29 protein-coding genes and 1 tRNA gene are annotated in these 26014 nt (G+C 61.1%); 18 read left to right on the forward strand and 12 right to left on the reverse strand.

Annotation, left to right across the window (positions count from 1 at the left end):
- Nucleotides 1-9 precede the first annotated feature (9 nt).
- On the reverse strand, nucleotides 10-456 hold the full coding sequence (locus C453_RS09360; RefSeq protein ID WP_049907619.1) for a hypothetical protein: 447 nt from the start codon (nucleotides 454-456) through the stop codon (nucleotides 10-12).
- 542 nt (nucleotides 457-998) lie between these two features.
- On the reverse strand, nucleotides 999-1682 hold the full coding sequence (locus tag C453_RS09365; protein ID WP_008324104.1) for a winged helix-turn-helix domain-containing protein: 684 nt from the start codon (nucleotides 1680-1682) through the stop codon (nucleotides 999-1001).
- A gap of 376 nt (nucleotides 1683-2058) precedes the next feature.
- On the opposite strand from C453_RS09365, the gene C453_RS09370 reads away from it, so the two are divergent.
- The 3 genes from C453_RS09370 (at nucleotide 2059) to C453_RS09380 (ending at nucleotide 3933) form a co-directional block, all read left to right on the forward strand.
- Nucleotides 2059-2490 (forward strand): DoxX family protein, encoded by a 432-nt coding sequence (locus C453_RS09370; RefSeq protein WP_008324105.1) that lies wholly within the window; start codon nucleotides 2059-2061, stop codon nucleotides 2488-2490.
- Between the two features lie 167 nt (nucleotides 2491-2657).
- The gene (locus tag C453_RS09375; RefSeq protein ID WP_008324106.1) at nucleotides 2658-3239 is read left to right on the forward strand and encodes a flavin reductase family protein; all 582 of its coding nucleotides are present in this window, start codon (nucleotides 2658-2660) and stop codon (nucleotides 3237-3239) included.
- 40 nt (nucleotides 3240-3279) lie between these two features.
- Nucleotides 3280-3933 (forward strand): hypothetical protein, encoded by a 654-nt coding sequence (locus C453_RS09380; protein WP_008324107.1) that lies wholly within the window; start codon nucleotides 3280-3282, stop codon nucleotides 3931-3933.
- Nucleotides 3934-3967: 34 nt separating this feature from the next.
- Here the strand turns inward: C453_RS09380 and C453_RS09385 are convergent, their stop codons facing one another.
- Nucleotides 3968-4393 carry an SRPBCC family protein gene (locus C453_RS09385; protein ID WP_008324108.1) on the reverse strand — a complete coding sequence of 142 codons (426 nt, stop codon included), beginning with the start codon at nucleotides 4391-4393 and terminating at the stop codon, nucleotides 3968-3970.
- A gap of 488 nt (nucleotides 4394-4881) precedes the next feature.
- On the opposite strand from C453_RS09385, the gene mvaD reads away from it, so the two are divergent.
- The 5 genes from mvaD to C453_RS09410 all read left to right on the forward strand — a co-directional run bounded on the left by mvaD (nucleotide 4882) and on the right by C453_RS09410 (nucleotide 10810).
- Nucleotides 4882-5856, forward strand: coding sequence for a phosphomevalonate decarboxylase MvaD (gene mvaD / locus C453_RS09390; RefSeq protein ID WP_008324111.1), 975 nt, complete (start codon nucleotides 4882-4884; stop codon nucleotides 5854-5856).
- Nucleotides 5857-5939: 83 nt separating this feature from the next.
- Entirely contained in the window at nucleotides 5940-7073 is a 1134-nt protein-coding gene (locus tag C453_RS09395) for an NAD(P)/FAD-dependent oxidoreductase (RefSeq protein ID WP_008324112.1), read from the forward strand.
- A 223-nt stretch (nucleotides 7074-7296) separates the two neighbouring features.
- Entirely contained in the window at nucleotides 7297-8994 is a 1698-nt protein-coding gene (locus tag C453_RS09400; RefSeq protein WP_008324113.1) for a histidine kinase N-terminal 7TM domain-containing protein, read from the forward strand.
- Between the two features lie 253 nt (nucleotides 8995-9247).
- A complete protein-coding gene (locus tag C453_RS09405) occupies nucleotides 9248-10402 on the forward strand; it encodes an acyl-CoA dehydrogenase family protein (RefSeq protein ID WP_008324114.1) in 1155 nt (384 codons plus the stop codon).
- Nucleotides 10403-10498: 96 nt separating this feature from the next.
- Nucleotides 10499-10810 carry a non-histone chromosomal MC1 family protein gene (locus tag C453_RS09410; protein WP_008324115.1) on the forward strand — a complete coding sequence of 104 codons (312 nt, stop codon included), beginning with the start codon at nucleotides 10499-10501 and terminating at the stop codon, nucleotides 10808-10810.
- Nucleotides 10811-10888: 78 nt separating this feature from the next.
- On the opposite strand, the gene C453_RS09415 is transcribed toward C453_RS09410, so the two are convergent.
- On the reverse strand, nucleotides 10889-11509 hold the full coding sequence (locus C453_RS09415) for a class I SAM-dependent methyltransferase (RefSeq protein ID WP_008324116.1): 621 nt from the start codon (nucleotides 11507-11509) through the stop codon (nucleotides 10889-10891).
- Between the two features lie 252 nt (nucleotides 11510-11761).
- On the opposite strand from C453_RS09415, the gene C453_RS09420 reads away from it, so the two are divergent.
- On the forward strand, nucleotides 11762-11956 hold the full coding sequence (locus C453_RS09420) for a cold-shock protein (protein WP_004041873.1): 195 nt from the start codon (nucleotides 11762-11764) through the stop codon (nucleotides 11954-11956).
- A 201-nt stretch (nucleotides 11957-12157) separates the two neighbouring features.
- Entirely contained in the window at nucleotides 12158-13216 is a 1059-nt protein-coding gene (locus C453_RS09425; RefSeq protein ID WP_008324117.1) for an NAD-dependent epimerase/dehydratase family protein, read from the forward strand.
- Nucleotides 13217-13315: 99 nt separating this feature from the next.
- Here the strand turns inward: C453_RS09425 and C453_RS09430 are convergent, their stop codons facing one another.
- Nucleotides 13316-13540: a DUF1059 domain-containing protein gene (locus C453_RS09430; RefSeq protein ID WP_049907593.1), complete on the reverse strand. Its 225-nt coding sequence runs from the start codon at nucleotides 13538-13540 to the stop codon at nucleotides 13316-13318.
- A gap of 261 nt (nucleotides 13541-13801) precedes the next feature.
- Between C453_RS09430 and C453_RS09435 the strand changes: the two genes are divergently transcribed.
- Entirely contained in the window at nucleotides 13802-15310 is a 1509-nt protein-coding gene (locus C453_RS09435) for a molybdopterin-dependent oxidoreductase (RefSeq protein WP_008324120.1), read from the forward strand.
- A gap of 97 nt (nucleotides 15311-15407) precedes the next feature.
- On the opposite strand, the gene C453_RS09440 is transcribed toward C453_RS09435, so the two are convergent.
- On the reverse strand, nucleotides 15408-16100 hold the full coding sequence (locus C453_RS09440) for a PKD domain-containing protein (protein ID WP_008324123.1): 693 nt from the start codon (nucleotides 16098-16100) through the stop codon (nucleotides 15408-15410).
- 307 nt (nucleotides 16101-16407) lie between these two features.
- Here C453_RS09440 and C453_RS20825 point away from each other — a divergent pair, with 307 nt between their 5' ends.
- On the forward strand, nucleotides 16408-16536 hold the full coding sequence (locus C453_RS20825; protein ID WP_275039767.1) for a hypothetical protein: 129 nt from the start codon (nucleotides 16408-16410) through the stop codon (nucleotides 16534-16536).
- A gap of 164 nt (nucleotides 16537-16700) precedes the next feature.
- Nucleotides 16701-16913: a hypothetical protein gene (locus C453_RS09445; RefSeq protein WP_008324124.1), complete on the forward strand. Its 213-nt coding sequence runs from the start codon at nucleotides 16701-16703 to the stop codon at nucleotides 16911-16913.
- Between the two features lie 271 nt (nucleotides 16914-17184).
- Here C453_RS09445 and C453_RS09450 read toward each other — a convergent pair.
- Nucleotides 17185-17259 (reverse strand) — tRNA-Arg (locus tag C453_RS09450).
- A gap of 94 nt (nucleotides 17260-17353) precedes the next feature.
- Between C453_RS09450 and C453_RS09455 the strand changes: the two genes are divergently transcribed.
- From C453_RS09455 to C453_RS09465, 3 genes are all read left to right on the forward strand, one after another.
- Entirely contained in the window at nucleotides 17354-18208 is an 855-nt protein-coding gene (locus C453_RS09455) for a geranylgeranylglycerol-phosphate geranylgeranyltransferase (protein WP_008324136.1), read from the forward strand.
- A 153-nt stretch (nucleotides 18209-18361) separates the two neighbouring features.
- Nucleotides 18362-18973, forward strand: coding sequence for an RAD55 family ATPase (locus C453_RS09460; protein WP_008324138.1), 612 nt, complete (start codon nucleotides 18362-18364; stop codon nucleotides 18971-18973).
- A gap of 90 nt (nucleotides 18974-19063) precedes the next feature.
- The gene (locus C453_RS09465) at nucleotides 19064-19486 is read left to right on the forward strand and encodes a CoA-binding protein (RefSeq protein WP_008324140.1); all 423 of its coding nucleotides are present in this window, start codon (nucleotides 19064-19066) and stop codon (nucleotides 19484-19486) included.
- Nucleotides 19487-19522: 36 nt separating this feature from the next.
- On the opposite strand, the gene C453_RS09470 is transcribed toward C453_RS09465, so the two are convergent.
- The 5 genes from C453_RS09470 to C453_RS09495 form a co-directional block, all read right to left on the reverse strand.
- Nucleotides 19523-20503: a PLP-dependent cysteine synthase family protein gene (locus C453_RS09470; RefSeq protein ID WP_008324142.1), complete on the reverse strand. Its 981-nt coding sequence runs from the start codon at nucleotides 20501-20503 to the stop codon at nucleotides 19523-19525.
- A gap of 376 nt (nucleotides 20504-20879) precedes the next feature.
- Nucleotides 20880-21194: a DUF5798 family protein gene (locus C453_RS09480; protein ID WP_008324144.1), complete on the reverse strand. Its 315-nt coding sequence runs from the start codon at nucleotides 21192-21194 to the stop codon at nucleotides 20880-20882.
- A 77-nt stretch (nucleotides 21195-21271) separates the two neighbouring features.
- Nucleotides 21272-22330, reverse strand: coding sequence for an ABC transporter permease (locus C453_RS09485; RefSeq protein ID WP_008324145.1), 1059 nt, complete (start codon nucleotides 22328-22330; stop codon nucleotides 21272-21274).
- A complete protein-coding gene (locus tag C453_RS09490; RefSeq protein ID WP_008324146.1) occupies nucleotides 22323-24164 on the reverse strand; it encodes an ABC transporter permease in 1842 nt (613 codons plus the stop codon). Before C453_RS09490 ends, C453_RS09485 begins: the two co-directional genes overlap by 8 nt.
- On the reverse strand, nucleotides 24161-25084 hold the full coding sequence (locus C453_RS09495) for an ABC transporter ATP-binding protein (RefSeq protein ID WP_008324147.1): 924 nt from the start codon (nucleotides 25082-25084) through the stop codon (nucleotides 24161-24163). Before C453_RS09495 ends, C453_RS09490 begins: the two co-directional genes overlap by 4 nt.
- A 143-nt stretch (nucleotides 25085-25227) precedes the next feature.
- Here C453_RS09495 and C453_RS09500 point away from each other — a divergent pair, with 143 nt between their 5' ends.
- The gene (locus C453_RS09500) at nucleotides 25228-25443 is read left to right on the forward strand and encodes a hypothetical protein (RefSeq protein ID WP_008324148.1); all 216 of its coding nucleotides are present in this window, start codon (nucleotides 25228-25230) and stop codon (nucleotides 25441-25443) included.
- A 37-nt stretch (nucleotides 25444-25480) separates the two neighbouring features.
- A complete protein-coding gene (locus C453_RS09505) occupies nucleotides 25481-26008 on the forward strand; it encodes a hypothetical protein (RefSeq protein ID WP_008324149.1) in 528 nt (175 codons plus the stop codon).
- Nucleotides 26009-26014 lie beyond the last annotated feature (6 nt).

Raw genomic sequence — 26014 nt, forward strand, 5'->3', positions numbered from 1 at the left:
TGGTCCCTGTTACGACGTTCGGGGGTGACTACCGAGTTCCGCCAGCGCGCGGACGACGATGTGGGCCTCGACGAGGTCGCGACGTTCGACCAGTGGATTCTCGGCGTCGTCGAGCACTTCGCGTGCCTCCGAGAGGAGTTTTCGCTCTTGTTCGGTCTGGTCTGGTTCGTCGCGGGTGGCGTTCAGAAGCGCCTCGAAATCCTCGCGGATACTGAAGTCAGCACGCGCGACGTTACACCGAGAAAGTGGGTGTGTCCCTAAATCGAGAACGAGTTCGGAGACGAGTTCCCAATCGCTCTCACAGAAGTGCAGCGTCACGTCACCGACGATATCCCGCCAAGCGATGGGGCCGGAGTTCTTCATGAGCAGCACCGCTCGCGGTGGCACTGCGATTCGTGCGACGGTCTTGGGGTCGTCGCAGAGACAGCACGGTTGCTCCGTCCTGCCGGTGTACATACCCGTCATATGGAGGCCAGAGAGATGTACTTTCGGTCCGAATCGACGCGGGACTCGCTCGTCGAGACATGCGTGTCGACGACAGAACTGAGACGTATGAGGTTCGACCGCCGGGGCAAGGCAGTCGAACCCGTTGGCAGCGGGAGGCGCGACCGGCTAACTGGCTGGCACTGAATCACGCATTAGGCTGGGCTGGATGTAACACAGTAGACGGTGTCAGTGGTCACGCCAACTACGCATTTGTTGACTTCTCATAAATATCTTGTTCTACAAGACATAATACGACATATTGTGCACTATATATTCTAACAATAGGTAGAAAACCACCAATATATGAACGATTGTAAATATCGGTGGTGAGTCAGGGTGCGGCCTAGAAGTAGAGGGCTAGCCTCCACACACCAGCCTTCGGGCCAAGAACTGTTCAAATACCGGAGACTGGGGGCAAGAGGCTGGAAGCTGGAGACTGAGGACTAACCACTGCACCACCAAGAGAGCAAAGTCAGGGGCCACTGTTCGCCCCGTGTAGTGAGATTGCAGTACTAGCTTGATTCCAGTGCCGTCACCTGCGTTGCAGAGCGGCACGTCTCGATGAGTCCGCGAAGCTTCCCGTCGAAGTCGGTGTCGACGGAGACGAGCAACGCGAGTTCGCTCTCCACAGGAATCCTGACCACGAGCGCGTCCTCGAGTCCGAATGCGACAAATTCGGGGCCGCCAGTCGGTGAGTCCGCTAACACAGTCCCAAACTCTTCGTCGTCTTTGAATGCAGAGACGATTGCTTTCAGGGTTTCTGGGTCGTAGTTGTCGGATACCGTCGACGAGGCGAAGTTGACCCACGTTTGGTTTGGCTCGCACCAGACGACTGCCCGAAGGTCGTCGTCGTAGGACTCTGCGAGCGACTCGACCAGTTCTGGGGCCGGGAACTCACCTCTCTCGACGATATTCAATTCTGCTTCTCGGTCCGATGCAACTCGTTCGTACGCAAGTTCTCCATGGTCAGTCAGTCCGTACAACCGACCTTTCTGCTGCGATTCGGGAACAAGTAATTCCACGATGTCCCGGTCTCGAAGCTCGGAAAGTGCTCGCGATACGTGTGGTTGTGCGAGTCCAGTCTCCGTCGCTATTCGTGACGGAAGTCCAGAACCATGCTGGACGAGATACTCACACACTGCGAGTCTGTAGCGAGAACTTGCGATGTAGCCAGCCGAATCCCACGTTTCGGTCATGGCGTGTCGTCCTCGCTGTTCGTTTTCATCATTGCTGACACGTCCCGTTTAACTATCGATTTTCGAGACGGGTATATTTTTCGTGGAATTCAAGACAAATCCATACCACATTTATACAATATGTCACTTTGTCAGGAGGAGAGCCGAGAGTCCGCCCACAGTACGGTGATTGTTAAATGAGTTCTGAAATTCGAAATTTTGTCAACCGAATGGTTGTTCAGTATCACCGGTGTGACCTGGTGTGAGTGCAGCCCTCCGGTAACATACATGTTAGCAAACGTACATTAGTGGAACACGCTGTAGTGTAAGGTGCAATGATATCCGATCCACTACAGCCAGCACAGCAGACAAACACCTTCGCGAGCGAGGTGGCGGCGTGAGCGTCCCAGTCCAATTCGCGTCTCCGACGGCCGACATCGCGTTCCTGCTGGCGCGTGTGCTCTTCGGCGCGGTCATCGCGTTCATGGGCCTCAATCACTTCATGAACACTGACCAGATGGCCGGCTATGCCGAGATGAAGGGCCTCCCGGCACCTCGCCTCGGTGTCGTCTTCTCCGGTGGGATGCTCGCCTTCGGCGGTCTCGGTATCGCGGCAGGCGTGCTTCCGGCGCTCGCTGCCGGTGCCATCATCCTCTTCTTGCTCGTCAGCACACCGATGTTCCACAACTTCTGGGCGGTACCCGAAGAGCAGCAAGAATCCGAGATGACCAGTTTCCTGAAAAACGTCGTGATGCTCGGTGGCGCACTCGTCTTCCTCGCGCTCAGTACGGTCTCGTGGCCGTACGCGATTGGACTCACGATGTTCTGACACCACCGAAACCCACGGTGTTCTGATACCACCGACAACCGAGCCAGAACGCTCCCCCACACTAGCGACCGAACTCGGGCGTCCCACCCGACCGACCACACCTTCATCCCTCTACACTCCCCTTCCCCAAGCATGACTGACGCGACGACCACAATGGAGGCACCCTAATGGAGGGGTCGCCGACCGACTTCGGGTCCGCTTACAGACTCCTGTCGGGAGCAGTTATCCCGCGCCCCATCGCGTGGGTGAGTACTCGCGACGACGGCGCAGACAACCTCGCACCGTACAGTTTCTTCACCGTCGCCAGCATCGACCCGCCGATTGTCGTATTCGCGCCTGTCGGCCGCGGTGACGACCTGAAAGACACGCCACGAAACGCCATCGAACACGGCGAGTTCGTCGTCAACGTGGTCACTCGCGACCTCGTCGAACAGATGAACCAGACCGCTGCGACAGTCTCCGCCGATGTCGACGAGTTCGACCACGCAGGTATCGAGAAAGCCGAATCAACGGTCGTCGACGCGCCGCGCGTCGTCGATGCGCACGTCGCCTTCGAGTGTACGCTCCACGATACCGTCGAGATGGGGTCGTCAACACTCGTCTTCGGTGAAGTCGTCCACGCCCACGTCGCAGATGGCGTCTTGACCGACGGGAAACTCGACACGACGAAGCTCGAAGCGGTCGGACGCCTCGCCGGGAGTCAGTACGTTTACACGACAGACCGATTCGAACTCACGCGGCCGCCGTAGGCGGGAAGATTTATTTCTCGATGTTCTGTTCCTTCGGCTAATGAGTGACGTATCGCTGTCGAACGTGCTCTCTTTCCTCGATGTCGACGACCTCGCGACCGTCGTCGAGCGAGTACGTGCTCGACGCGGTGAGCGAACCAAGCGAGTCCACCGCGACGGCCGGACGTTCCTCTTCGTCGCGCCGGAAGGAGAGAAGCAACCGACGGAGGTCGTCTGGGTCGATATCGCAGCCGAGTTCGACACGAAGACGGTCGAGGTGTTCGCCGAGCGCTGCGACTCGCGTGGCGTCTCCGGGACGCTCCTCACGACAGGTGATGGGGACGAGGCCCGGGAGACGCTGGCGAGAGCCTTCGCAACCGAAGAACAATTCGAAGAGCCCGAAGACGAAGAGGCGGAACCGGAACTCGCGGTCGACCCCGAGGACGTCGAGACGCCGATTACGCTCGAGACGCTCGACAACCTCGTCGAGGCGCTGGAAGAACTCGAACTCGACGAGGACGTCATCGACGAGTATCACGAACCGCACGAACCCGAGTTCGAAGAGGTGCTCAACGAAATCGACGCGGAAGAGGAGGGGGAAACCGCGACAGCCGACACGTCCGAATCGGGACTCGGACTGACGACGCTTCTCCTCGTCGCGGTCGTGCTCGTCATTCTCGTCGGCGGGGCACTGGTTGTACTCGGCATTCTCTGAAGGCTATTCGTCGCTTATTCGTCGCACCTCTCACTCAGTGGCGTCGAGAGGCGATATCGTCGATTCGGCGGAGTGCCACCGCACAGACTGCTGCGTAGGGCGCAGCATACAGCGGAATCTCGAATGCGACTTCACATTGCTCGACACCGGCCGGTTTCACTCGGTGGCCGGTCGCAGGGACGCCAGCGACGCGCCACGTCCAGCGGTGGTCTCGACACGTCTCGATGACGAACGGAATCCACGCACCGGCAACCTTGACTTCGCCGCGCGTTCCCTCCTCGATTGCTCCCTCGACGCCCCGAACCGCCGAGACAGATGGTCCCCACTCAGGCCAGTGAGCAACGTTGACGAGAACGTCCCACACCTCGTCGAGCGGCGCGCCGACGACGCGAGCGACGACGAACCGCCGACCATCGGGTGTCTGCTCGATTCGCGGGCGTCGACCTGATATCACATTCATCAACCTAGTATGGTAATAAGTCGTAATATAACATGGGCGAAACCTTTACATAGAAACCGAGTTAGGTGATACCAAGATGCACACAAACCACTCCGCACACTCACGAACCATGAAAGACGTCAGCCACACGCCGCCAGCAGGCGAGAGCGTCACCAACGTCTGGGAACGAGGAAACGAAGCAGAAGCAAACGCAGACGACTGACAGACCGATATAAACTGAGAAACCCAACGCAAACGACTGGAAAGCTGAACGCAGGCGAATAAGAACCCGAACACCAGCGACGAACCTTGTACCGGCCGTCGTCTCCACGAGCCCTGTCGTGGGGCATCCTTCTCCGTTCGAACCAAATCAGCGCGCAGTGACGACGTTCCGTCTCCGCGAAGCCCAGTGACGACGTTCCGTCTCCGCGAAGCCGAATCACGTCGGCCGACCCGCTATTTCGATACCTATCGGGACGTTTAACCCCCAGTCCAACGGGCGTTCGAATATGAAGGCTACCGCCAAGGCTCACCCGATTCAGGGCCTCGTGAAGTATCACGGGATGCGAGACACGGAGCGCCGAATGCCGTACCACGACAGCATCAGCGTCTGCACGGCACCGAGCCACACGAAGACGACGGTCGAATTCCTCCCCGACGCCGACGAAGACGTCTACGTCATCGGCGGCGAGGAAGTCGACGGACGCGGTGCGGAGCGTATCTGCGCCGTCGTCGACCGAGTCCGCGAGCTGGCCGGGTTCGACCACCGGGTTCGACTGGAAAGTGAGAACTCCTTCCCCTCGAACATCGGATTTGGGTCGTCGGCGTCCGGGTTCGCCGCCGCCGCGATGGCCCTCGCCGAGGCGGCCGACCTCGACGTGACGCGTCCCGAAATCTCGACTATCGCCCGCCGCGGGTCGGCGTCTGCCGCCCGCGCCGTCACGGGTGCGTTCTCGCACCTCTACGCGGGGATGAACGACACTGACTGTCGCTCCGAGCGCATCGAGACCGACCTCGAAGACGACCTGCGCATCGTCGCCGCACACGTCCCGGCCTACAAAGAGACCGAACAGGCTCACGCCGAAGCGGCGGACAGCCACATGTTCCAAGCGCGGATGGCGCACATGCACGCCCAGATAGACGACATGCGTGACGCGCTGTACGACGCCGACTTCGACGCCGCTTTCGAACTCGCCGAACACGACTCGCTGTCGCTCGCGGCGACGACCATGACCGGCCCCGCGGGATGGGTCTACTGGCAACCACGCACTATCGCCGTCTTCAACGCCGTCCGCGAACTGCGTACCGAAGAGGAGATTCCGGTCTACTTCTCGACCGACACGGGCGCGAGCGTCTACATCAACACGACCGAGGAGTACGTCGACCGCGTCGAGGAAGTCGTCGCCGACTGCGGCGTCGAGACTGACGTGTGGAGCGTCGGCGGTCCTGCCGAAGTCCTCGACGAGTCCGAAGCGCTGTTCTGACACCGCGACGCGACGGTCTGACTCGCTCGCGTTGATTTTCTGCTGCCGTCACCCTCATTTCTCTCGGCTCCTACGTCACGGTCATGCGCGTCCTCGTACTCGGCGCAGGATATGCTGGCCTGACACTCGCCCGCGACCTCGAACGCCGACTCCCGGCAGCCGTCGAGTTGACCGTCGTCAACGACTCGCCCTTCCATCTCGTACAGCACGAAGTCCACCGCGCGATTCGTCGCCCGTCTGTCGCCGACGCTATCGAAGTGCCACTCGACGAGGCACTCGACCGCGCCGAAATAGTCGTCGACCGCGTGACCGACATCGACAGAACGAGTCGCCGGGTCCACCTCGCCGACTCTGACCCACTCGACTACGACTACTGCGCGGTCTGTCTCGGCGCGACCACCGCGTACTACGACATTCCGGGCCTCGAATCCCACGCGATTCCCCTCAAATCCTTGGACGACGCGGCAGCAATCCGCGCTCGCTACTTCGACGCCTGCGACGACGGCGGCCGAGTCGTCGTCGGCGGGGCCGGTCTCTCGGGTATCCAAGTGGCCGGTGAACTCGCGACACTCAGCGCCGAAGAAGACGCACACACCGATATCGTCCTCGTCGAGCAGTTAGACACCGTCGCACCCTCGTTCCCGGAAGCGTTCCAGCGTGCGGTTCGAGACGAGTTACTCGACCGCGGCGTCGAGATTCGAACCGAGACGACCATCGAGTCCGTGAGCGCGTCGACCGTCGAGACCGATACCGGCGACCTCGAGTACGAACTGCTCGTCTGGGCTGGTGGACTCGCCGGGCAAGACGCGATGGGAGCCGATAGGCCCACCGTCCGCGCCGACCTCCGTCTCGACCGGCGAACCTACGTCGTCGGCGACGCTGCCCGGGCTATGGATGCCAACGGGGAGCCAGTCCCCGCGAGTGCCTCTGCGGCAATCCGCGAAGCGAAAATCGTCGGCGAAAATATCGCGGAACAGGTCGCCCACGAACAGGCAGGAGACATCGGGGACTTCCCACCGCGGCCGCGACAGTACCGGTTCGACGTCCCCGGCTGGATTGTCTCTGTCGGCGACGGGGCTGTTGCCCAGGTCGGCCCGAGCATCTTCTGTGGGAGTGCGGCGAAGGCGATGAAAGCGACCGTGGGAGCAGGCCACCTCACGTCGGTCGGTGCTATCTCGAAGGCGGCCGAACTCGTCGAAGAGGAATTGAACAGCTAATCGAAACGTTTCGGCCGGGACAGAGGCGACCACACCGGATTTGCGGCTGTCGCGATGGTGGTTTTTATCCGGTTCCGATTCTTTCGGCCGTACAAGATGGGACGGTCGAGTGGCGCAGCCCGAAAACGAGACGGTGTGAGGTCGTCGCTCCAGTGAGCGGTGTGAGTTCGACGAGTAGTATCAACACGGTGAACGATGCGGTGCCAATGAGTATCGACGTCTGATGGAGTGGCAGTACACAGTCTACGCGTATCCGACGATATTCGCTGCCATAGCGTCGGCCATCATCTTCGTGTACACCCTCGACTTCATGCGACAGCGAGGACAGAGCCCGGTCGCGCTCTCGTTTGCCGCACTCGCAGTGACGACAACTATCTGGACCGGGACGAGCGTCATCAAGCTACTCGCCGTGGATGCGGGCGTGAAGCTTCTCGCCTACAAAGTGTTGCACATCGGTGGCACGTTCGCTCCGCCGGCGTTTCTCCTCTTCGCGCTGGCTTACACCGACCGAAAGCAGTACCTAAACAGGAAGACTGTCGTGGCGCTCTTCGTCGTTCCGTCAGTGTTCGTCCTCGTGTTGTTTACCAACCCGATGGAACTCGCGTACACGGGGTGGGAACTCACGACTGCCAATGGCATCACGACGCTTAGTGTCGAGGACGGTCCCGTAAGCACCCTCTCGTTCATCTACGTGTTCGTCGCTCTCTTTACGGCATTCGGCGTTATCGGACACCACGTCATCAGGCTCGGCAAACCGTTCAGCCTGCAAGCGGCGTTGTTACTCGTTGGCTTGGTCCTGCCAACCGTCGTCGCCGTATTCGAATTCACCGACACACCACCGCTCGCAGGTGGCGTGAACCTCGTTCCGGCGTCGCTCGCGATTCCGACGACGTTGTACGCGATTGCCGTCTTCCGCTACAAGCTTCTCGACATCCTCCCTATCGCCTACGCCGCGGCCGGAGAGCACTCGACTGACGGGTTCATCGTCCTCGACTCGTCGGAGACCGTCGTTCACACAAACGACACCGCCGCCGAATTGCTCGGGGCGAGACGGTCGCTCAGAGGGAACGCCGCAGCCAACGTTATTCCGGCGTACGACCAGCTGAAACGAAGCGACGAGCCGCTCGACTGCCAGGTACAGCAAGTACCGAACCGATACGTGGAACTCACGCGGATTCCGCTCGAACAGTCTTACGGGCGCGTCGGCTGGGTCGTCACCGTCCGAGACGTGACGCCGCGAAAGCAGTACGAACTGTCGCTGGAGTCACGAAACGACGAACTGGAGATGTTGAACCGAATCGTCAGACACGACATCCGAAACGACATGCAAATCGTCACCGCCTACATCGAGCTTGCGATGGAAGACGGGCTGGTCGAGCCGGACGGGCGACCATATCTCCAGACGGCGCTCACCCGGGCGCAGAACACGGTCGAGTTGACCAACGCCCTCGGTCAGTTAACGAAAGTGACGAACGAGGACGAACGGCTGTATTCGGTCGACGTCGGAACCGTCGTCTCGAAAGTCGCCGACAGCGTCCGCGAGAGCCACCCCGAGGCCACGATTACAGTCGCGTCGCTTCCGGCGGCGACTATCCTCGGAAATGACCTCCTCGAATCCGTCTTCGTGAACATCATCGAGAACGCAATCGTCCACAACGACACCGACGCTCCTGACGTCGACGTGGGACTATCGGTGACTGAAGACGCTGCAACCGTCCGAATCGCCGATAACGGCCCCGGAATTCCAGACGACAAGAAAAAGGAGGTCTTCGGAAAAGGAGAGAAGGGCCTCGAAAGCCCGGGAACGGGGGTCGGACTCTACCTCGTCGACGCAATCGTCACAACCTACGGCGGGAAAGTGTGGGTCGAAGACAACGACCCACGCGGGGCGCGGTTCATGATTGAACTTCCGTTGGCGTGAGCGGTCCGCGCGAGGGCGCGACAGCGTTATCAGTGGTCGGTGCTACGGGACAGACTTGTGAGAGCGCCGCTTATCGCCACGGGGTCGCTGGCCAGAGTGGAAGATACTCCCAATGACTTAAAGCACCGAAATTTGGAGTCTAGGGCACTATACCCACACATTATCTAGCGACGAAAAACTCGAACACAGACAACAGAGTCTCCGTTTTTTTGAGTGTCACAAACATTATTGGACTCGTTTGTGATTAATAACCATGGATTTCCATCTCACAGAGGAGCAGGAGGCCATCCGCGAGGAGGTTCGCCGATTCGCCGAGAACGAGATTGCACCCGTCGCCAGCGAGTACGACGAGGAAGAAAAGTACCCCCACGACATCATGCAGAAGGCAGCCAAGATGGGGCTGACCGGGGCACACTTCCCCGTCGAGTACGGCGGTGTCGGGTACTCGTCGCTGGAGAACGCACTCGTCACGGAGGAACTGTTCGCCGTCGACCCCGGAATCGGACTCTGTATCACGAGCGCTGGCTTCGGGGCAGAGGCCATCATCAACTTCGGGACCGAAGACCAGAAAGAGCGCTTCCTGCCGCCTATCGTGGAAGGCGAGTCCGTGATGGGTGCGGCCATCAGTGAACCGCAAGCCGGCTCAGACGTGACGTCCGTCCGCACGCAGGCAGAGAAAGACGGCGACGAGTGGGTCCTCAACGGCAACAAGATGTGGATTACCAACGGGAGCGTCGGCGACTACTTCGTCGTCATGTGCCAGACCGACCCCGACGCAGACGACCGCTACTCCGGCTTTTCCCAAATCGTCGTCGAGTCCGACCGCGACGGATTCAGCGCCGACAAGATTACCGGAAAGATGGGCATTCGCGCCAGCGACACGGCCGAACTCATCCTCGACGACGTGCGCGTCCCCGAAGAGAACCTCATCGGGACCGAAGGGATGGGCTTCCTCCAACTCATGCAGTTCTTCGACGAGACCCGAACCGCGGTCGCTGCACAGGGCGTCGGCATCGCCAAAGGTGCCTGCGAGCGTGCACTCGAATACGCAAAAGAGCGCGAACAGTTCGGTCGCTCTATCAGCGACTTCCAGGCGATTCAGCACAAACTCGCCGAGATGCACACCGCGACCGAAGCCGCGCGCCAGTTGACCTACAAGTCCGCTTGGAGCGTCGACAACGACGAGGGTCAACTGACCGCGCTCGCGTCCATGGCCAAGGAGTTCGCGTCCGACGTCGCGACCGACGTCGCCGACGAAGCCGTCCAGATTCACGGTGGTGCCGGGTTCGTCAACGACCACGACGTCGAACGCCTCTACCGCGACTCCAAGATTACCCAGATTTACGAGGGGACGACCGAGATTCAAAAGACCATCATCGCACGCGAACTGCTCGGGAAGGGCTTCTAACCCACCCCGTTCAGTCGCCGCTTCGGCGGTGTCGTCACCGAGAAGCACGTCGATTCGACACGAAGTACTAACACCATGTCTGTGGTATAACACGTCATGCCGCGAAAAGATGGCAAGCGAAACTTCGTCCTCATCGAAGACGACGATGAAGAAACGAGCGTATTTAGCGGACAGTACCCACGGCAGGCGGCGTTGAAAGCCGCCCGTCGGCTCCATCCCGCCCCGAGTCGTGACGAGGTAGACGGGAAGGCAACCCTACGACTCCGCGAGCGCGGGACCGACCGTGTCCACGTCTACGAAGGCTGGGCGTGGACCGAATCGAAGAGCGACGACGACCCCGAGTGGATGGGCGACAGCGTCACACGAGCCAACGTTTCGAAACAAGGTATCGAACACCTCGACGAGTGACTACTCGACAGTCTCCGTCGTGACGACGAGCGTTCGGTCGTCGCCTCCAACGTGTCGGAGGCGTTTCGACATGTCGGGTTAGCTGTCTTGCCGTTCGAAGACTCGCAACGTATCTGGGTCCTCGTGCGTGACGTCACGCTGCGACAAGCCGAACTGCGTGAAGATGTCGTTCCAGTCGCGGTAGTAAAGCGGAAAGTCGTACTCAGAGTCGTTCACGTCAGGACCGCTCGTCTGGTTGTCGTCAGCCCCCTCGTTTTCGACGGTGATGAGAAGGTCGTCCGTACACCGGGCGAGTTCTTCGAAGACCCACGCATCGTCGGGGTGGATGTGCTGCAGCGTCTCGATAGAGTATACCACGTCGAACTGACCGTCGTCGAACTCCTCGACGATATCCTCGATGGCTGCCGCGTAGAACGTGCCGCTGGCAGCGAGTTCGGGATACGCCTCCTGCATCACCTCAAACGAGTCGGCGTTGATGTCGATGCCGTGGACGTTCTCGAAGCCGTTGTCTCGAAGGTGCGACAGGTGTCGTCCCGACCCGCATCCGAGTTCTAACACCGACGCAGTCGGGTCGACGGCATCCTCGAGAATCTGATGAATCGTCTCGCTCGTTTCGTTCGGCCCGTAATAGGCGTAGTACTCCGGGGAAAACTCTCCCGACCGGTCTGCCCACTGCCGACGAACATCGTTAGGACCCACAGGAATCACAGGGTTCCTCGACGGGTAAAGCCTCGTCGGACGAGCCGCCCCTGTTGGAGCGAGCAGAACTGCCGATACCACAGAATCCTCTCTGAACACCGACGGTACGCTAGCCGAGCGCACACAGAATAGACGAATCAGAACAAATGTCTATTTGAGTGGCGATATCGGAAAAAGAATTCAACAAAATCGACCCATGATACAACGACCCTCACAAGCTTTATCCCCAAACGGCCACTGTGTCCAAAAGCAATGGCGAAAGGAAACGTTGATTTCTTCAACGACACTGGCGGCTACGGTTTCATTTCGACGGACGATGCGGACGACGACGTGTTCTTCCACATGGAAGACATCGGCGGCCCTGACCTCGAAGAAGGAACGGATGTGGAGTTTGACATTGAACAGGCCCCCAAGGGCCCGCGTGCGACGAACCTCACGCGTCTTTAAATCGGTAGGACGTCGCGCGTAGCGACAATACTACGGATTATTTCTCACGAAGTTACACTCGAAAAGCGGCAGTGCTCTCGACTGTTGTACGACGCTGTCGAAACACAGCGCTGAGCCACTCGTCGAGACCGTCAGGTTTCGAGCCGGGTTGACTATGCTAACGTTGCACATAGTTTTGCGTCGTTAGGTTGTATATCGTGTATGACATCCGCGCTCGTCATTGGGGGGACTGGCTTCGTCGGGCACTACACCACAGCAGAACTGCTCGACCACGGATACAAGGTGACGGTGTTCAGCCGTGGGGTACGAGACTATCCATCGGACCCACGCGAGGGCGTCTCCTACGTCACGGTCGCCAGGGCCGACGCCGACGCGCTCGAATCGGCCGCCGAGCGCGTCGACCCGGACATCGTCATCGACAACGCTCTCTTTCACCCAGAACACGCACGGGTGGCAGTGGAGATTTTCGCGGACGTGGACGCGTACGTCTACGTCTCTAGCGGTGGCGTCTACGACGCTCACGAGATTCCGAAGCGAGAAGACGAAACCGCACTGCATTCGTTCTCCGCAGAGCAGGCGGGCGACAACACAATGCGAACGTATGGCCCTCGCAAGGCCGAGTGTGACCGAATCGTCAGGGCCGCCGCCGACCGAGGTGTCGCAGCCACGTGTGTCCGACCAACGATGGTCTACGGGCCAAAATCGACCGCTTCCGGCGACACCTCGTTGGTGGACGCTATCTCTTGGGCGGCAGACCTTCCAGAGCTGCAGGACCACCACGACTACTGGATTGACCGCATCGACCGCTACGACCGGGTCGTCGTCCCTGGCGACGGAACCGCAATCTGGCATCGCGTGTACGTCGAGGACGTGGCGCGGGCGCTCCGAGTCGTCGCCGAATCGGGGACGCCCGGCGAAGTCTACAACGCGGCCGACCGCACCGTATTCACGATGGAAGACGTTATCGACCTCATCGCCGAGACGCTCGACACGACGGTCGACGTCTATCACGCGAGTCGCCGCGAACTCGCCGAATTCGACCTCGAACCGGACGACTTCGTCCTCTATCACCACCTCGGCAGCGACTACCCGCACGTCCTTTCGACGTGCAAACTCTCGTCGCTCGGATGGGACTCGACACCTCCGGAAGTCGCGATGGAGCGAACCGTCGAAGAATCACTCGCGAGCGAGCGCGACGGCAGCATGTTCGACCCGGGCCGAGAGGCCGAAGAACGATTCATCGAAGCGGTAACTGGCTAGTCACGCTCTCCCGTGAACGTGGCTTCGACGGCGACTCTACAGTGGTGCTCGTCGTCTGCAGCAGAGCTTGCCGTCTACAGTGAGACTCGCCGTCCCCGGTTAGTGGTCGTGAAACGAGTCGTGAAGTTCTCGTGCCTCTTCGAACGTCGTCGTAATCCACTCACCGTCCTCTTGGAGTTTGATTTGGACCATCCCGTCCGGGATATCCGCCTCCACGGTCTTCGCGTGGGCCTCGACGAGATGCTCGGCGTACTGCGCCATCGCTGCATCCGAAGACGGGGCGATGGCCTGCCACGAACAGCCCGGGTGTGAGCAGCGTTTCATTCTCTTACCACCGGCATTCCCCGACCCAGTATGAATCTTTTCTTCAGTGCAGTATTCTTGGTAGCCAGACTGTCAGTATCGAGACGAAGGAGTTCGCCTGCTCGAACGCATTACGGCGAATTGGACAGAGAGTTGGAAGAGAGTTGGAAAAGAGCTCAAGTAGACTTCTGGCCGAGTATACACCTGTACGGCAGTGAATTCGGTGTTCGGCCCGCAGGCATACTGGATTCCACTCACAGACACACCAGCCTCCCATCGCCAATGTCCCACTCCACACACCCTGTCACCGACCGATTGCCCGGCATCGAAGCAGTGCTCGTCGCACTTCTCGCCGGCGTCGCGGGCGTCGCAGGGTCGTTTGCTGTCGCCGCGTTCACGCCCGCGTTTATCGCCGGGCCGATTGCGGGCTTCATGGCCCGAACGCTCCCGGGCGCGCTCATCACGTTCAGTATCGTCGTACTCGGTGACCTCGGAAGCCAGCTTAACGTCCTCCTCGCAGTGGGTCTTTCGACCACCATTTTCGCTGTCGCGGCACTGCTCGGACAAGCCGTCGGGCAGCGCACGGCGTATCCCATCGCTGGCGTCGTCGCGGCCGCGACGACCGCACTCATCTCGGTCGCGATTACCGCCGCCCCGACTCCTTCGGTCGTCGCGGGCGTCGCTACCGGAACTGTGGTGCTGCTCTCCGACCTCAGCCAGAGCCAAGCCGTTTCGTCCCACACTGCCGACCTCTCTGCAGGCCGCCGGCGTCTGCTCGCGGCGGTTGCGAGTGCAGCCTCGCTCGGTATCGGTGGCTACGTACTCGGCTCGCAGCAATCGACCCAAGTCTCCCCACCGACGCTCGAAGGTGCCCAACCGTGGGCCGCTCCCGAAATTGAACCTCTCCTCGCGGAAGCGGCCGAGAAATCCCTCGGCGTCTCAGGTCTCGAACCTCTCGTGAGCGACCGCTTCTACGAGGTCGACATCAACTCCACCGACCCAACGCTCGACGCCACCTCGTGGTCGTTGACTGTCACCGGGACGGTCGACCGAGAGCTGTCTTATTCGTACGAAGACATCCTCTCGATGGAGGTCGACCACCAGTTCGTCTCGCTTCGCTGTGTCGGCGAGGCGCTCAACGGGAAGAAGATGGACAACGCGCTGTGGACCGGCGTCTCGATTATGGACCTCGTCGAGCCCGCTGGCCTCCCCGAAGACTGCTGTGTGATGCTCCGCGCCGCCGACGGCTTCTACGAAGAGTTCCCGCTTTCCGCCCTCCAAGACGGGTTCCTCGCCGTCGGAATGAACGGTGAACCGCTTCCACGCGGCCACGGCTACCCTGCGCGGGCACTCATCCCCGGCCACTGGGGCGAAATCAACGTCAAGTGGCTCACCGAAATCGAGATTCTCGAAGAAGAGCAAGACGGCTACTGGGAAGAACGCGGCTGGCACGGAACCGGCCCGGTCAACACCGTTGCGAAACTGCACGTCATCAACACGCTCGACGATGGACGCAAACAGGTCGGCGGCCACGCCTATGCGGGCGTCCGAGGTATCGACCGGGTCGAAGTCTCGACCGATGGCGGCGACACGTGGGCCGACGCCACACTCTCGGAGCCGCTTCCCGGAACCGACGTGTGGCGACAATGGACCTACACCTACGACCCGCCGGGTGGTGAACACGAAGTCGTCGTCCGCGCGACCGACGGTATGGGCGCGCTCCAACCCGAAGAAAAGTCGTCACCGTTCCCGAGCGGGCCGTCTGGCTGGGTGACCAAAACCGTTCGGTAGTGATGTCGGTCTTGGTGTGACCCGACCCAGCTATTCAGACGCAGATTCTGACGAGGATACGGAGGGTGAGGAGACTCAGCCCTCGTTCTGCCGGGTGTTAGACGGTGAACGTCGTTTCAGTAGTGCTCGTGTTGCCGTGGGAGTCAGTCACGACGAGTTTCAGCGAGAACGTGTTGTCATCGGCGAACTGCTCTACGAACGTAGGGCCAGTTTTCCACGGCGAAGACAGGTAGTCGTCTTGGTGCTCGTGGTTTCGGACGTACCATTCGTAGGACTCGATAGTGCCACGCGGCGCTGCCGAGAGTCGGCCACTAAAGGTAATCGGCCCGCTGTTATCCGGTGCCTCGGGGTGCCGAGTGAGGCGTGCCGTCGGCGTGACCGCTTGGTGAGCGATGAAATCCAGTTGCGTGCTGTCCGTGTTTCCGTCGTTGTCGGTGACGACGAGTTTCAGCGAAAACGGACTGTCGGCGAACGATTCGGTGAACGTCTCGCCGGTTTTCCACGGTGAGGAGGGAAAGTCGTCCTGCGCCTCGTTGTTACGAACGTACCATTCGTAAGACTGGATTCCGGTGGGTGCGCTCGATTCGCTCGCATCGAACGTAATATCGTCACCCTGTTCGGCCGGAAGCGAGTCGGCGTTGATGACGGCGGTTGGACCACTTGATGCGGCGGCGCTGCCGGTACTCGCGCCTACGCTAAGCATCCCAATCCCCGCTGCTGCGCCAGTCTTGAGGACCGTTCGTCGCGTCGAGTCGTCGACCAATCCAGAGTCTTCGTTGTCGTCTTTCATGACAACATTCCAATTGTATTTGAAATACATATTGAACGTTATGGCACATTCGCAACGAGCGGATTGATGTGTGTCTGCAATCCGTCGCGCGGTCGCAAGTAACAGTGGCCGACGAGGAGGTCGCGAGAGGGTGCCATTCCCGGTGAATATACGTCTTAAAAACATTTCGTTATTCTTGGATTTTCCAAAGCTTCTAGCAGTTGATGACTTAAAACTCCGGTCAAATTCTCGGCCAAACTCATGACTGTGGGAAATGATTAAATACCTGATAATAATTAAGTGGTAACAGCCACTGGCTGAGATTGCAATGCAAGAATCCAAACTCAATGCATTGACGTTCGCACTGCCACTGATACCAGCCTTCGTGCTTGCAAGTTGGCTCGACGTAGCCAAGGCCGGTCTCGAAATTCTGCAAATCATCCTCGGCCTGTTCTGATACGACGGGGGACTTCACAGCCACTCCCCCGCCTCCGTCTGGCAGTTAGAACACAGTGGATAGTCGTGTGACCGTCTGCAGTTGCTGGGGCAGAGACGAACGTGGCGTTCACAGTCGGCCGACGAACCGACCTGTTTACACCGAATCGGTGACGAGCCACTCGTATGAGCCACGATTCGAGCGACGACCCGACTGTTCCGATTGTCTGCGACGACTGTGGCACGCGAACTCGCGTTCCGCTTTCCGACCTCGCGGACCTCATCGAACGACACAACGAGACGCGACACGACGGTGACTCGGTCGCTACAGTCGAGCCCGAACTCGCAGAACAAATCGCGGACCTCGTCACGGAAGACCTAGGACTGCTCGAAGAGTAGTGTTTCCTGCCGACCACGGCTGGTGGTGGCGTAGGTGAGTTCACGTCCTTCTGGTTCGGCCCCACGTCACGGTCGGTGAGTGCTTCCAGTTGTCACTTTAACCTAGTCGAATCTGGATGAGCGGCTCTGTTTTCCGATCGTTCTGACAGTTTGAAAAGGCGCTGCAGGATTGTGAACTACGCCCGAGAACCTGCGCTCCGCGCAGAACCTCGGTCTAGTTCAAATCCTTCGCGGAGATGATTCTCCGCTCACGTTGTTCGCGGAAGAATCATGGGCGCTGCAGGATTTGAACCCACGGCAACTTGGTCCGAAGCCAAGCACTCTGTCCAGACTGAGCTAAGCGCCCGACAATACTCCGTCTGTTGCCAACCATTTTAAATGGATTGATTCGCGGCGACAACTCCGCGCGATTTATACCAAGTCACCGAACAGTACGGGGTATGTCTCTGGGAGTGCGGGCGCGCGGCTTTCTCGAACTCACCCGGCCAGGGAACGCCATCGCCGCGGGCGTGCTCACGTTTACGGGTGCAATCGTCGCAGGGGGGACACTCGAAGACACGTTCGTCGTTATCGCGGCTATCCTCGCGACAGTATTCGCAACGGGGGCAGGAAACGCGATTAACGACTACTTCGACCGCGATATCGACCGCATCAACCGTCCCGATAGACCAATTCCGCGCGGGGCAGTCAGCGCCGACGCGGCCAAGTGGTTCAGTATTGCTCTCTTCGGCGGCGCGGTCGTTTCGGCGCTCGCGCTCCCGCTCGTCGCGCTCGCCATCGCGGTGGTGAACCTCACCGCGCTGGTCGCCTACACGGAGTTCCTCAAAGGGCTGCCGGGCGTCGGGAACGTCGTCGTCGCGGCCCTCACGGGGTCGACGTTCCTCTTCGGAGGAGCAGCTATCGGCGAGCCACTCGGTGCAGTCGTCTTGGCCGTGCTGGCCGCGCTGGCGACCCTCACCCGTGAAATCGTCAAAGACGTCGAGGACATCGCTGGCGACAAGGAAGAAGGACTTCGCACGCTTCCCATCGTCGTCGGCGAACGACCGTCGCTCGTGTTCGGGACGGGAGTTCTCGTCGTCGCCGTCCTCGCGAGCGCGGTCCCGTATCTCGACGGCGAGTTCGGACTCGCGTACCTCGGATTGGTCGTGCCCGCCGACGTGCTGATGCTCGCGGGGACAATCCAGTCGTTTGAGGACCCAACGCTGGCACAGCGCCGCCTCAAACACGGGATGTTTCTGGCTGCCGCCGCATTCATCGTCGGCCGGGTTGCAGCGCTCGGTGGTGTTTCGGTATGAATGACCCCCATCGAAATCCAAAATCAGGATGGGATAATCAAAAAGAATATTACTTGCTCACGGTATGGTCGTATTATCCGATGACTCCCGGCGAGCGGAAGCGTCATTCGATTGTCCACCTCGGAGCGAACGGTGAACAGCCGAGGTGCTCGTATGTATGACCTCGGCCCCGACCTCGATGCCGAGGTCGAACCGGGAACGAATCTTCTCATCAGTGGACCGCCGCTGACCGGCAAGCGAGCCCTCGCACTCGACATCTTGGCAGCGGGGACCGAGAAAGGAGAGGGTGCGGTTATCGTCACCACCAAAGACGGTGCCGAACGCGTCCTCAACGACTACGCGAAGCGCATCGACTACGAGGGGAAACCCGTCTCGGTCGTCGACTGCGTCACGCGACAGCAAGGTGTCGGCGACGTGCGTGACGACGAGCGTGTCAAGTACACGTCGTCGCCCGTGGACATGACAGGTATCGGTATCAAACTCTCGGAAGTACTCCAGGAGTACTACCAGCAGCGTGGTCTCGAACAGAACCGCATCATGCTGCACTCGCTTTCGACACTCCTGATGTACGCCGACTTGCAGACCGTCTTCCGGTTCCTCCACGTCTTCACCGGTCGCATCCAGAGCGTCGGCGGCCTCGGCTTGTTCGCCATCGACGCGGACGCGCACGACGACCGGACGATGAACACCATCAAACAACTGTTCGATGGCATCATCACCACCCACGAAGACGCGGAGCCCGACGTTCGCCTCGCAGGCGACTAACGAGTCGGTGGCGACCGCCGAACGACTGCGCATCCGGCGCACGGCCGCCCGCCGTTTTTACCGACTCACTACTAACACCCGGTACCAATTATGCCTAGCACCAGCAGCGACACGCTACAGGACCTCTTCGACCTCGAAACGATTGCGGTCGTCGGCTGTTCGGCTACGCCCGGCAAGGCCGCCCACGAGATTCCGGCGTACATGCAACGCCACGGCTACCGAGTCATTCCGGTCAACCCGTTTCACGACGAAATTCTCGGCGAGACAGCGTACGACTCGCTGGCCGACGTCGAGGAAGACGTCGACCTCGTCAACGTGTTCCGGCCGTCGGACGAAGCGGGCGGCGTTGTCGACGCAGCAATCGAACGAGCACAGACGCGGGGCGACGTAGCGGCAGTCTGGCTCCAGTTGGGAATCAAAGACAACGAGGCGGCCGCCCGCGCCGAAGAGGCGGGCCTCGCGTTCGTCCAAAACAAGTGTTACAAAGTCGAGCACGCTCGGCTCGTCGCCTGAGTAGGACGTAGCAGTCCGGCTACCCAGTGACGAGCATCAGCCTTCCCAGGACTCGAAGTCGCCGTAGACGCCTTTCGAGAGATAGCGCTCCGAGGAGTCGGCGAAGACAGTCACGACCGAGTCGTACGGGAGGTCGACCTCACCTGCGGCAGCGCGCTCGGCGAGGTCGACAGCCGCGAGGCAGTTCGCGGCGGCGCTCGACCCGACGAGGTGACCCTCCTCGGCGGCGAGTCGCTGCATCTCCGCGTGCGTGTCGCGGTCGTCGATTTGGACGATTTCGTCCACGAGGTCCGGTTCGAACAGTTCGTTCGTCGCGGGGTTGTGCGTCCCGATACCTTCGGTCTTGTACTCGGCTTCTTCGACGTCGCGGCCGTGGAGCGTCGAGTAGAGCGAGCCAGCCGGTTCGACGGCGGTGACGTAGGTGTCTTCGTGTCGCTCGCGTCCGTAGCGGGCCATCCCCATGAGCGTCCCCGCGGTTCCGCAGCCGGCGACGAGTGCCCCGACTTCGTCGTCGAGCGCGTCGTAGACTTCCGGCGCAGTGGTCTCGTAGTGCGCTTCGGGGTTGAGCGGGTTCGAGAACTGTTGTGGGACCACGGCGTCGTCGAGTTCCTCGGCGAGTTGGTGCGCGCGGTCGATTGCCCCGCCCATGCCGTCTTCGGTCGGGGTGTTGACGACGTCAGCGCCCAGTGCGCGCATCAGCGTCTGCTTTTCGACGCTGAACCGTTCGGGGACGACGAACACCGCGCGGATGCCGAGTTGGTTGGCAGCGACGGCGATGCCGATGCCGGTGTTGCCCGCGGTCGGTTCGACGACGGTCCCGCCCTCGGGGAGCGTCCCGTCGGCGAGCATCTGTTCGAGCATGTACTTCCCGATGCGGTCTTTGACACTCGCGCCGGGGTTGAACGATTCCAGCTTCGCGTAGACGGGGACTTCGTCGGGCGATGCCTGAACCCGGACGAGTGGCGTCTCAGCGATGGTGTCGAGCACCGAGTCGAGGGGTTCGCGGTGCGTGGTCATACTGGGGCAAATGTTGCCCCCGCTCCTGAACGTTATCATCCCGTCGTTGGGGGACGCGAAGTAACCACTCCCACCGCCATCGAGAGGTAGATTTAATGTTGCTCTGTAGACACCATAGCAGATGTGGAACGTCTCCTCTCGGATGTCCGGGACGAACTCGACAGCGACCTCGAACACCAGAAATTCGGTAGCGTCCTCACTGGACGGGGTTGGCGTATGGGCCACAGCAACGTTCTTCGACTCTGTGGTCCGGGCACCGGAGGCAATCGTCGTCATCACGACTCTGATTGCCGCCGGAGCCACTCCTGCTGTGACGTGGTACGTGCTCAGCAAAAACGGAGTGTGAGGAAGACGGGGAGAAAAGCGAGTCGTCGCGCTACTCGGACTGGTCGGCGTCGGCAGCCTCGTCGGTCGTGTCGGTCGCCGACTCGTCTGCGGGTGTCTCCGCCTCGGCGATGTGTGCGTCGGCGATGACGGCGTCGAGGTCGATACCCTGCTCTTCGGCGATGGCTTCGAGAATCGCGCGCTGTTCTGCGTTCTCGGCTTCGAGTCGGTCCACGCGGTCTTTCGTCTCGGTGACCGTCTCACGAACCTCGACGATTTGCTCGCGGAGTTCGTTGAGTTTCTTGTAGACGTCTTCGGCCATCTCTGCGACCTTCTGGAGCTTTTTCGCGGTTCCTCCGAGTGCCATGTGTCGGTTCTCGAACTCCGGACTTGTACGACTTCCGGTGCTGCGAGAGAGACGCAAAAAGCAGCGACGAAGTGGCCTTAGCCGAGTTCGTTGGGGTCGACGCGTCCGACGACGAATCGCAGGCCGACGAGCGCGACGACACCAACCACGACAAGTCCTGTGACTGCAGCCTGTGCACCCACACCGGCCGTACCGATTGCGAGTCGCGCAGCCGTATTTGCAGGGTTCAGTGGGAGCAGCGACGTGCCCGCGAAGACGAGCAGGACGCCGAGCGAGTAGAGCAGTTGCGCGATTCTCCGGTCGGGTGCTGTCAGCGCCACCGTCGCGCCGAGGGTGACGACGAGCGCGGCTAATCCGGCAACCATCCCGAAGAGCCACGGGAGGTTGTCGATTCCGGTGCCGTTCAGTTGGAGCAGCACCATCCACGCGACCCCCTGAATCGGTGCGAGGGCACCGGCGGCGAGGACCTTCCCGTCGACGACGGCCGAGAAGCTCACCGGGGCGACGCGCAGGAGTTCGAGCGTCCCGCGTTCTATCTCTTCGGTCAACGAGTCGACGACGAGCGACCCGGAAATGAACACCGGGAGGAACAACAGCAGTGGGACGAGCACCGTGTACGTGAAGCTGAAGTACGGGCTCGAAGTCCCGGCAGGCGGGAGCGAAAGCGGCGTCGTCGAGAGGTACGCGCTTCGCTCGGTGCGCTCGCTCCGTTCGAGTTCGCGGAGTGCGTCCCGCAGGCGGACGACCACAGCGGTCGTCTCGACGCCTGAATCGGGAGCGATAGCGAGCACCCGTATCCGCCCATCCTCTCCTGTCGAGGCCTCTATCACCGTGTCGGCGCGCCGTTCTTCGAAGGCGGTCATCGCCGCGTCGGTCGAGGGGTACGACCGCCCGGCGAGTCCGTCTTCGGTGCCGATTGCGCGCAACAGGTCCTCGACCGACTCGTCACCTCCAGTGACCGCGACATCGACCTGGTAGTTGGACGCCCCGGGGTCGTACAGCGAGACGAGACCGACGACGAGGAACGACGAGAACGCCGCCACGAACAGTTGGATAGCCAGCGCGAGCACGATGGTCTTTTCTTTGCCCAGACTCCCGAGTTCGCGCCGGGCGATGTCGAATCGCGGGTTACCCAAGGGAACTCACCACCTGAAGGTTGTAGACGACGTGAATGCCGATTGCGGCGACCAACGCGAGCGCGTAGGCCGACCGTCCACGCGTGGCCCCGAGTGCCGTCACCGTGGCCGTCACGGCGTGCAGGACGAGCGGTGCGAGGAGGAGGCCCGTGGCTGCGACGACGCCGATACCGGATGGCGCGAACGCTGCTTGCCCGAGCGTGAGCGATGGGAGGCCGACGAGTTGGACGATGGCCGTGAACTTCTCGCCGACGAAGAAGCCGAAGCCCGAGAGCGCGCCGAGCAGGAGTGAGACGCGAATCGTCCGGGCGAACCGTGCCTTCTCGAAGGCGGCGTACACGTGGAGGCTCTTCGCCAACTCCTCGACCACTGCGACGGCGAGGAGGACAAGCGGAATCGTCAGGTCCACCGGGAGGACGTACAAGACGGCGATGACCAGCAGTTCGGCGATGAAGACGAACGGAATCGACAGCGCCGAGAGCGTCGCGACCGACCGTGGACGAGAGATTCGACTGTCGAGCGCGTCGAGGAACTTCAGCGGGACGGGACGCTGGGTGAACATATCCTCCTCGCGGTAGACGCCGGTGCCGAGGAGGAACAAGACGAGCGCGGCGAGGAGAATCGGGCCGACCGAGAACGCGAAGTCGCCGAGCGACACGGCCGTTCCACTCAAGTCGCGGACGACCAGCGTGAGCGGCGAGATGAGCGCGATTGGCGTCACGTTCGTGAAGATAGCCGGAACGAACGTGTAGGTCGTCAGGAACACCGAGATAGTCACGGTGACGAAGGTGAGTTCCTTGAACGACCGCGCGAACATCGCGCCGACGAAGGTCGCAGAGAGGAACAACAGCCCGATTGGGACGACGGCGGCGACCGAAACCGGCCCGCCGCCGATTGCGAGCGCGATGGCGACCGTGAGACCGACCATCCCTGCGAGGTACGGCACGGTCTTTCCGGCGACGATGTCACCGGGCGTCACGGGCGCGACGAGGAGGAGTTCGCCGCGGCGATTCACACGCTCGTTGAGGATGCTCGACCCGTAGGCCTGAATGACGAAGTTCATCGGGACGAGGAACGCGAAGGCGAGAACCAGCGATGCGAAGGGGAACGGTGGGCTGATGCTCGCTGGCGACCCGCTGGTATCACCGCCGAGGAAGCCACCCGCGCCGCCGACGTCCGGTGCTGCTATCGGCCCGTCGTCTGCTGCGGCGGCACCACTGGCTGCCGAAGAGCCGGATGTTCCGCCTGCTTGTCCGTCGGTGTCGCTATCGGACGAGCCACTACCGCCGTCCGCTCCTGTGGCGTCACCGCCGGTACTTCCACCACTGCCGCCTCCGTCATCGACGCGACTTCCGGGCGGGACGAGCGCCCCGCGCTCTCGATATTGGAGGTTCACGACGACGGGAAACGCCGCCGTCTGGTTCGACTCGCGGAGCATCTGGCGTTCGTTGTAGGTTTGAACCGCGTCACGGAACGCTTCGTAGGCGGCCATCCCGGTCGGCGTGTCAGTGACCGAGACGTGCGTCTCGCTGACGATGAGTTCGACGTTCGGGTCGGAGACCGACCGCGGGTCGAGAACCGTCGATTCCTCGACAGCGTCGTAGTACGGACTATCGGACGCGACGCCGACTCGATAGAGGTCTTTGTCGATTGCAACGCCACCGCTAGCAGCCCCGAGTGCGACACCGCCAGCGACGAGGACGGCGATGACCCCGAGGATAATAGTCCGGCGGTCGAGCGTCCCGGCGGAGCGCGTGACCTCCCAGCGAGCGATTCTGGCTATCGCACGGGCGTGTGCGGCGAGGCGGGACTTCAGTCCGGTGTCGTCGGTCACGACTGACCGCGACCCCCTTCTGCCGCGCTCGTCGTCGGTGCCTCACGAGCGAGTTGCAGGAAGATATCCTCCAGCGATGGCTCGTCGGTTCGGATGTCGGCGACGCTTCCACCGGCCGCTTCGGCCGCCTCGCGGATGGCTTCCACGTCGGCCATCTCATCGACGACGGCGACGTGCTGGTCGCCCTCGGGTTCGGTCGCCGGGTGGTGGTTTGTCTCAGAGAGAGACACGGTGGTGTACACGCGATAGGTGGTCTCACCGTGTTCCGCGCGGATTTCGGGAATCGTCCCGCGGGCGATTATCTCCCCGCGGTTCATGATGACCACGCGGTCGCAGACCGACTCGACGTGAAAGAGGTTGTGCGCGCTGAAGACGACCGTTTTCCCCTCGTCGCGGAGTTCACGAACGAACTCCAAGACGACGTTCGTCGTCAGCGGGTCCAGCCCGCTCGCGGGTTCGTCGTAGATGAGCAAGTCGGGGTCGTTGACGAGCGACCGGGCGATAGCGACCTTTCGTTTCATCCCCTTCGACATGTCGCCGAGGCGGCGGTCGCGATATTCGAGGTCAAGTCTGTCGAGGACGGCCTCGGTTCGCTTGGTTCCTTCCTCACGCGGCACGTCGTACAAGTCGGCGAAAAAGCGGAGGTACGACCGCGGCGTCATATCTTCGTACAGCGGCGACTCTTCCGGGAGGAAGCCGAGTCGGCGGCGCATCTCCGGCTCTTCGGGGTCGAATCCGAGGACCGAAGCGGTACCGTCGGTGGGTTCGACGAGTCCGGCGAGCATCTTCAGCGTCGTCGTCTTGCCCGCGCCGTTGGGGCCGACGATGCCGAACACCTCGCCAGACTCGACCGAGAAGTCGCTGCCCACGACGGCGGGGAAGTCGCCGTAGGCCTTCCGCAGGTTCTCGACCGTTATCATTGCCAGACCTTCACGCGGGACGGGATAAAAGGGTTCGCGCGGGATTTCAGAACTGATAGGCTTCGTCTCCGGAGGACAACAGTTCCGAGGCGCATCATCGTCGGAAGACAACAGTTTCGTCGCTCCATGGTGAATGGAAAGTCATGCCCGCCGACGATTTCCTGACACCCGCGTTCGTCCTCTTCGTCGGTGGATTCGTGGCGGCGATGTTCTTTTTCGGGGCGCTCTTGGCCAGCGTCGCGGGCGGCGGCTCAGACATCGTGAATGGGTTGGCGTTCGCGCTCGCCGGGCTCGGTGGAGTGTTTCTCGTCGTGGGTGTCGTCGGCGCTGGCGTGTTGAAACTGTTGGGCGACGACTGACCAGAAGATACTCACCGGGTTGTTGTCAGACACGCGTATGGTCAGCATCGATAGACGAACGTTTCTTGGCGTCGCTGGCGCGTCGGTTTTGGGTGCGAGTTCGAGATGTCTCGGCCGTGCCGCGGTGGTCCCGTTGCGGGAAACCGACCTCGACGGGGTGGGAATGCTTCCGCTAAACGTCCAAGGAGACGCCACCATCGTAACGACCCACGTCGTCGGCCACCGCGGTCCCGACGACGTCTTCGCGGAGAAGCCAGTCGGTCTCGTCGTCGCCAACCAGACGGCGTCGGCTGCCGAGATGAGTATCTCCGTCGAACGCCGCGACCTCCTTTCGTGGACTTCGCTGTACGACGCTCGCCACAGTCTCGCGGCAGACACCAGAATCAACTTCGTCCTTCGAGACCCCGCAGCCTACCGGATTCGAGTCTCGACGCCCAACCACGAGGATGAAATGCAGATAGCGAAATCGGAGTTCGACTGCAACGAAAAAGCGTTCAGCCTCGTCGCAACCGACGAGGGCATCGACCAATCGTCGATTTCGACGACGATGGGCTGTGGCCTCTAACGGCCT

Source organism: Haloferax elongans ATCC BAA-1513 (assembly GCF_000336755.1).
GTDB classification, from domain to species: domain Archaea; phylum Halobacteriota; class Halobacteria; order Halobacteriales; family Haloferacaceae; genus Haloferax; species Haloferax elongans.

Excerpts from the sequence above, each read along its gene's own strand:
- C453_RS09465 (WP_008324140.1), top strand. The coding sequence starts at position 19,064 with ATGCCTAGCACCAGCAGCGACACGCTACAGGACCTCTTCGACCTCGAA.
- C453_RS09500 (WP_008324148.1), top strand. The coding sequence starts at position 25,228 with ATGCCCGCCGACGATTTCCTGACACCCGCGTTCGTCCTCTTCGTCGGT.
- mvaD (WP_008324111.1), top strand. The coding sequence starts at position 4,882 with ATGAAGGCTACCGCCAAGGCTCACCCGATTCAGGGCCTCGTGAAGTAT.
- C453_RS09455 (WP_008324136.1), top strand. The coding sequence starts at position 17,354 with ATGTCTCTGGGAGTGCGGGCGCGCGGCTTTCTCGAACTCACCCGGCCA.
- C453_RS09385 (WP_008324108.1), bottom strand. The coding sequence starts at position 4,393 with ATGAATGTGATATCAGGTCGACGCCCGCGAATCGAGCAGACACCCGAT.
- C453_RS09425 (WP_008324117.1), top strand. The coding sequence starts at position 12,158 with ATGACATCCGCGCTCGTCATTGGGGGGACTGGCTTCGTCGGGCACTAC.
- C453_RS09380 (WP_008324107.1), top strand. The coding sequence starts at position 3,280 with ATGAGTGACGTATCGCTGTCGAACGTGCTCTCTTTCCTCGATGTCGAC.
- C453_RS20825 (WP_275039767.1), top strand. The coding sequence starts at position 16,408 with ATGCAAGAATCCAAACTCAATGCATTGACGTTCGCACTGCCACTGATA.
- C453_RS09480 (WP_008324144.1), bottom strand. The coding sequence starts at position 21,194 with ATGGCACTCGGAGGAACCGCGAAAAAGCTCCAGAAGGTCGCAGAGATG.
- C453_RS09445 (WP_008324124.1), top strand. The coding sequence starts at position 16,701 with ATGAGCCACGATTCGAGCGACGACCCGACTGTTCCGATTGTCTGCGAC.
- C453_RS09400 (WP_008324113.1), top strand. The coding sequence starts at position 7,297 with ATGGAGTGGCAGTACACAGTCTACGCGTATCCGACGATATTCGCTGCC.
- C453_RS09495 (WP_008324147.1), bottom strand. The coding sequence starts at position 25,084 with ATGATAACGGTCGAGAACCTGCGGAAGGCCTACGGCGACTTCCCCGCC.
- C453_RS09505 (WP_008324149.1), top strand. The coding sequence starts at position 25,481 with ATGGTCAGCATCGATAGACGAACGTTTCTTGGCGTCGCTGGCGCGTCG.
- C453_RS09405 (WP_008324114.1), top strand. The coding sequence starts at position 9,248 with ATGGATTTCCATCTCACAGAGGAGCAGGAGGCCATCCGCGAGGAGGTT.
- C453_RS09470 (WP_008324142.1), bottom strand. The coding sequence starts at position 20,503 with ATGACCACGCACCGCGAACCCCTCGACTCGGTGCTCGACACCATCGCT.
- C453_RS09375 (WP_008324106.1), top strand. The coding sequence starts at position 2,658 with ATGGAGGGGTCGCCGACCGACTTCGGGTCCGCTTACAGACTCCTGTCG.
- C453_RS09395 (WP_008324112.1), top strand. The coding sequence starts at position 5,940 with ATGCGCGTCCTCGTACTCGGCGCAGGATATGCTGGCCTGACACTCGCC.
- C453_RS09420 (WP_004041873.1), top strand. The coding sequence starts at position 11,762 with ATGGCGAAAGGAAACGTTGATTTCTTCAACGACACTGGCGGCTACGGT.
- C453_RS09410 (WP_008324115.1), top strand. The coding sequence starts at position 10,499 with ATGCCGCGAAAAGATGGCAAGCGAAACTTCGTCCTCATCGAAGACGAC.
- C453_RS09435 (WP_008324120.1), top strand. The coding sequence starts at position 13,802 with ATGTCCCACTCCACACACCCTGTCACCGACCGATTGCCCGGCATCGAA.
- C453_RS09430 (WP_049907593.1), bottom strand. The coding sequence starts at position 13,540 with ATGAAACGCTGCTCACACCCGGGCTGTTCGTGGCAGGCCATCGCCCCG.
- C453_RS09360 (WP_049907619.1), bottom strand. The coding sequence starts at position 456 with ATGTACACCGGCAGGACGGAGCAACCGTGCTGTCTCTGCGACGACCCC.
- C453_RS09440 (WP_008324123.1), bottom strand. The coding sequence starts at position 16,100 with ATGAAAGACGACAACGAAGACTCTGGATTGGTCGACGACTCGACGCGA.
- C453_RS09460 (WP_008324138.1), top strand. The coding sequence starts at position 18,362 with ATGTATGACCTCGGCCCCGACCTCGATGCCGAGGTCGAACCGGGAACG.
- C453_RS09365 (WP_008324104.1), bottom strand. The coding sequence starts at position 1,682 with ATGACCGAAACGTGGGATTCGGCTGGCTACATCGCAAGTTCTCGCTAC.